The 4,767-nt window shown below is 59.5% G+C and carries 4 protein-coding genes; all 4 read right to left on the bottom strand.

All coding sequences use genetic code 11. The features are described 5' to 3' along the window. On the bottom strand, nucleotides 1-1,436 hold a 1,436-nt coding region (locus A3730_RS21310), incomplete at its 3' end, for a DUF3488 and transglutaminase-like domain-containing protein (RefSeq protein ID WP_063538864.1). Next, on the bottom strand, nucleotides 1,436-2,392 hold the full coding sequence (locus tag A3730_RS21305; protein WP_063518664.1) for a DUF58 domain-containing protein: 957 nt from the start codon (nucleotides 2,390-2,392) through the stop codon (nucleotides 1,436-1,438). The genes A3730_RS21305 and A3730_RS21310, both read right to left, overlap by 1 nt. 9 nt (nucleotides 2,393-2,401) lie before the next feature. Beyond that, nucleotides 2,402-3,313, bottom strand: a complete 912-nt coding sequence (locus tag A3730_RS21300) for a MoxR family ATPase (protein ID WP_007150232.1) — start codon at nucleotides 3,311-3,313, stop codon at nucleotides 2,402-2,404. A gap of 46 nt (nucleotides 3,314-3,359) precedes the next feature. Then, the gene (locus A3730_RS21295) at nucleotides 3,360-4,574 is read right to left on the bottom strand and encodes an O-succinylhomoserine sulfhydrylase (RefSeq protein WP_063538862.1); all 1,215 of its coding nucleotides are present in this window, start codon (nucleotides 4,572-4,574) and stop codon (nucleotides 3,360-3,362) included. Between the last annotated feature and the right edge of the window lie 193 nt (nucleotides 4,575-4,767).

Genomic DNA, 4,767 nt, shown 5'->3' with positions numbered 1-4,767 from the left:
CCCTGTCCCTCAAGCCACACCTCACTCCAGGCATGGGCGTCGTATTGACGCACCAGCAAGTGGGAACCCAGACTGTTCTGTTCGCCTCCCTGATAGCCCACCACCACCCGGGCAGGGATTCCGGCAGCGCGCATCAGGAAGGTAAAGCTGGAGGCATAATGCTCGCAGAACCCCTTGCGCGAACGGAACAGGAAATCGTCAATGGGGTCGGCCACCAGTTTGGGCGGTCGCAGCGTGTAGTGGAAAGGCTGTTGGCGAAAATACCTCAACGCCTGCTGCACCACTGCCGCATCCGACGGGTTCTCAAGGCGCCACTGCTGGGCGAGACCACGGGCACGGCGGCCGCTCTCGTCAGGAATCGACAGCATCAGCGCTTTCTCTTCTGCTGCCAATGGCAGCCGCCGGGTTGCCGCCGGCACACTGACAACCTGATAGCTCTGTCGTTGGCTCACCGGGTTGTTCGCCACCAGCCGCATGTCCCGGGCCAGGCTGACGCCTCCCTCACTGACAAAGGGTACCGGCATGGCAAACAGCCAGCGGCGCTGGGTAGGTTCAACTATAACCTGGTAGGCATAGCTGGTGCCGTCGCCCCGCCCGGCTGTCAACGCATCCACCCAGTCCGGGGTCGGCCCACGGCCGCCGTACAGGTAACGCGCCTCATCCATGCCGCGAGGAATGGCCTGCTGCCAGGCCCGGCCATCAAAATGGCTCAATGTCAGGCCGCGCCAGTAGCGCTCTGCCGGCGGCGGCATATCGCCGTCAAAAGCGACGCGGAACGCCAGCGCGGACGACTCTGACAGCTCGCTGATCTGTCCGGGGGCCATGCTGTCGGTCATCCCGGTGCGGGCTTTTCCGTTGCCCACCTGCATGTTCCACAGCGGCGCCACTCTGGGCACCAGCACAAACAGAATCAGCATCAAGGGGACCGCCTGGGCCATGATGATGCCGGCGCGTTTAAGGTGCTGCATGCCGCTGGCACGGGTATCGCTATGATTAATCCCCGCCAGACAGGCGGTGAGTAGCACCATGCACAGCAACACATAGAGGAACATCAGCGGGCTTTGCGAGAACAGCAACGACGTCGCACAAACGAAAAAACCCAGCACCAGCAAGACGTAGGCATCCCGCTGACTAACCACTTCCAGATACTTGAGCCCGAACAGCGACACCAGCAGGGCCACACCGGCTTCCGGGCCGTACAGGCGGCCGAAGCTGTAAAAGGTGAGCGCCACCGCCCCCATCAACAACAGGCTGCGGATAATACGCCCGGGCAACGCTATCCGCTGGCGGTTGACCAGGGCACGGATAATGATCACCAACGCAAACAGCCCCCCTTGCCAAAGCGGGCCTTTGAGTAACTGAGGCAGCGCACAGAACGTTACCGCAAGCGTCAGCCAAAGGCGGGTATGGGAAGGAACCTGGTAAATACGCGCCATCAGAACTCCGGGTAACAGGCCAGCGCATCCAGCAAGCGCCAGCGATGCACATCACCGGTATCCGGTGCCAATGTCAGGCCCGGCAACACCAACCCATAGGGCTGGTGCTGCCGATCCAGCTCCAGCACCCAGTGACACAAAATGGAAAGCCGTTGTTCATCGCCCAGCCCTTCCAGCTTGTCCCAGCGCAGCCATAACCGCCCACCCACTGGCTCTTCGAACAGCTTGGTATTCAGGCCGCGACCACGGGCATAGCCTTTCCAGTCGATCTTGCGCAAGGAGTCACCGGGCACATACCGGCGCAACCCCTGAAACTCTTCATTGCCGGACTGCCCACTACTGAATGCCCGCTGGTTATTTTTGCCACCATCGGCTGGGCAATCTTCACTTTCCTGCGGGCGCGGCCAGGCCAGACAGTAATGATCGAGCGTCACGTAGGACCAGGTACGCAGCAAGCCAAGAGGAAAACGGCTTTCCACTTTCAGTCGTGGTGCCGAGATTTTGCCCCTTCTGGCCAACGGCAGATTCAGCCACAGGCTCTCCTCCTCCCCGGCCATGACACTCACTTGCTGTGCATCCTGCCCCGGCCAACGCAACCAGACGCAATGGTGGGCCCGCTGCTCAGCGAACAGCACCACTTCCAGAGCCCCTTCTTCACCACTGAAACCGGATTCCGCCGTGCCATTACGCAGGCCCAGGGCCGATAAATTGCGAAAGGTATGCAAAATGGCAACCAGAAACAGGCTGGCCATCAGAAATGACAGGGCCAGAATCAGGTTGTTTTCATAATTGATGCCACCGATAAACAGCAGCGCGGCCACTAACAGATAGAAGAATCCGTAGCCGGTAGGAAAAATAAAAATACGTTTCTGGTTCAGAACGATCTGGCTGGCCGCCGGCAGTCGGCGTGCCAGCCATCGCTCATAGAGCCGACGTAGCCCGGAAGGAAGCGTCACGGCGCCGCCCTAGCGCCGTACCACTGGCACGGACTGGAGCAATGACTGGCTAATGGCTGCCACACTGCCCCCTTGCCGAGCACTCAGGCGATGCTCTGCCACGGAGGCCCAGACCGCCTGCACGTCTTCTGGCAGCACATAGTCCCGGCCCGTAATCAGCGCCCAGGCTCGTGCCGCACGTAACAGCCCCAAACCCGCACGGGGTGACAGCCCCGCCACAAAGCGGTCATCAGAACGCGTGGCGTCAAGTAGCCGCTGCACATAGTCGAGCAGCTCGCGGGTAACACGAATTTTGCCCACCACCTGGGCCAGTTTCATCAACCCTTCGCCATTGATTACCGCTTTCAGCTCGCGCACCTGCTGGCGCAAATCGCCGCCGGCAAGCAGTTCCAGCTCCACATCCGGGGCCGGGTAGCCGAGAGAAATGCGCATCAGAAAGCGGTCAAGCTGGGATTCCGGCAATACGAAAGTGCCCGCCTGATCTACCGGGTTCTGGGTCGCCACCACAAAAAACGGCGCGGGCAATGGACGGGTTACCCCATCCAGCGTGACCTGCCGCTCTTCCATGGCTTCCAGCAAGGCACTCTGGGTTTTCGGCGTGGCGCGGTTGATTTCATCGGCCAGCAGCAACTGGGTGAACACCGGACCTTCGCGGAGGGAAAATTGCTGGGTGTTGGGGTCGAATACGGACACACCCAGGATATCCGCCGGCAGCATATCGCTGGTGAACTGCACCCGCCGGTAATCCAGCTGGAACACCCTCGCCAGTGCATGGGCCAAAGTGGTTTTGCCCATGCCCGGCAGGTCTTCGATCAGCAAGTGGCCGTTGGCCAACATACAGGTAAGCGCCAGCTTCAGTTGTTCTTCTTTGCCCAGGACAACTCGGCCTACCTGGGCCAGGGCTTTATCCAGTGCCTGCATGCGTCCCCTTTATGCATTGGTTGCAAATTCGGGCAGCGAGGCGGGGTCAAGCGCTGGCCAGCGCCTTCAGGCCGCGGTTCAGGTCTGCTTTCAGGTCCTCTACTCCCTCCAGGCCAATGGCCAGACGAATCAGATTTTCCGTCACCCCTGCTCGCTGCTTTTCTTCTTCGTTGACTCGCCCATGGGTCGTGGTCGCCGGGTGAGTCACGGTTGTTTTAACATCACCCAGGTTGGCGGTAATGGAAATCAGGCGAGTGGCATCAATAAAGCGCCAGGCTGCCTGACGATCACGATTACCGGCAGCATCTTCCACTTCAATGGACATGACTGCGCCATAGGCAGACTGCTGCTTGCCCGCCAGTTCATGCTGCGGGTGACTTTTCAGCCCGGCATAATGCACCCGGGCAATCCCCGGTTGTGCTTCCAGCCATTCAGCCAACACCATGGCCCGCTCGCTTTGCGCCTTCATGCGCAGACTCAAGGTTTCCAGGCCCTTGATAAAGACCCAGGCATTGAACGGGCTCATACAAGAACCAGCAGAACGAACGAACCCGAGAATATCATTCATGGGCTCTTTCGGGCCGACCACGGCACCACCGAGGNAACGCCCCTGCCCGTCCAGATATTTGGTCGCGCTGTGGATAATCAGGTCAGCACCCAGCTCGATAGGTTTTTGCAGGGCCGGCGTGCAGAAACAGTTATCCACCACCAGCAACGCCCCGTTGTCATGGGCGAGCTTGGCCAGGGCGGCAATGTCACCGACTTCCGCCAGTGGATTCGACGGCGTTTCCAGAAACAACATTTTCGTTTCCGGACGAATCGCCTCTTCCCACTGGGNAAGATCGCTCATGTCCACCAGCGTGGTATCGATACCAAATTTCTTCAGGTAACGGTCGTAGATCACGTTGGTGGTGCCGAAAACGCTGCGCGAGCTGACGATGTGGTCGCCTGGTGCCAGCAGAGCGAAAAACGTGCCGCTAATCGCCGCCATGCCGGAGGCGAAAGCCACACAGGCCTCACCGCCTTCCAGTGCCGCCAGGCGTTGCTCGAATGCGCGCACCGTAGGATTGGTAAAGCGGGAATAAATATTGCCTGGCTCTTCACCGCTAAACCGGGCCGCCGCTTGCGCCGCGTTTTCGTACACGAAGCTGGAGGTCATGAAAATCGGATCCGAATGCGCCATTTCATCCGTGCGCAATTGCGCCGTACGGATAGCCAGGGTTTCCACACTCAGGGTTGTCGGATCCAGATCATCACTCATGGTTTATTCTCGCTTTCATGCCGCACACGACACGCAACAACGCGTCAGAGATTTGCGCCCAAAGGAAGTATCATTACACGCGAAAAAAGCCGAGTCGATTCGCAGCGACGGATTCATTCATCTGGCAGCACGCCTCAATTGCCTTGTTGCGTGTCGCGTGCTGCGTGCCCGGCATTAATTAGCATTATGCAGG

It is taken from the genome of Alcanivorax sp. HI0044 (assembly GCF_001634945.1).
This window is presented reverse-complemented; position numbering and strand designations above follow the sequence as displayed.

What these genes read in the sequence shown, in the direction of transcription:
- A3730_RS21300 (WP_007150232.1), bottom strand. Translation starts at nt 3,313, where the DNA reads ATGCAGGCACTGGATAAAGCCCTGGCCCAGGTAGGCCGAGTTGTCCTG.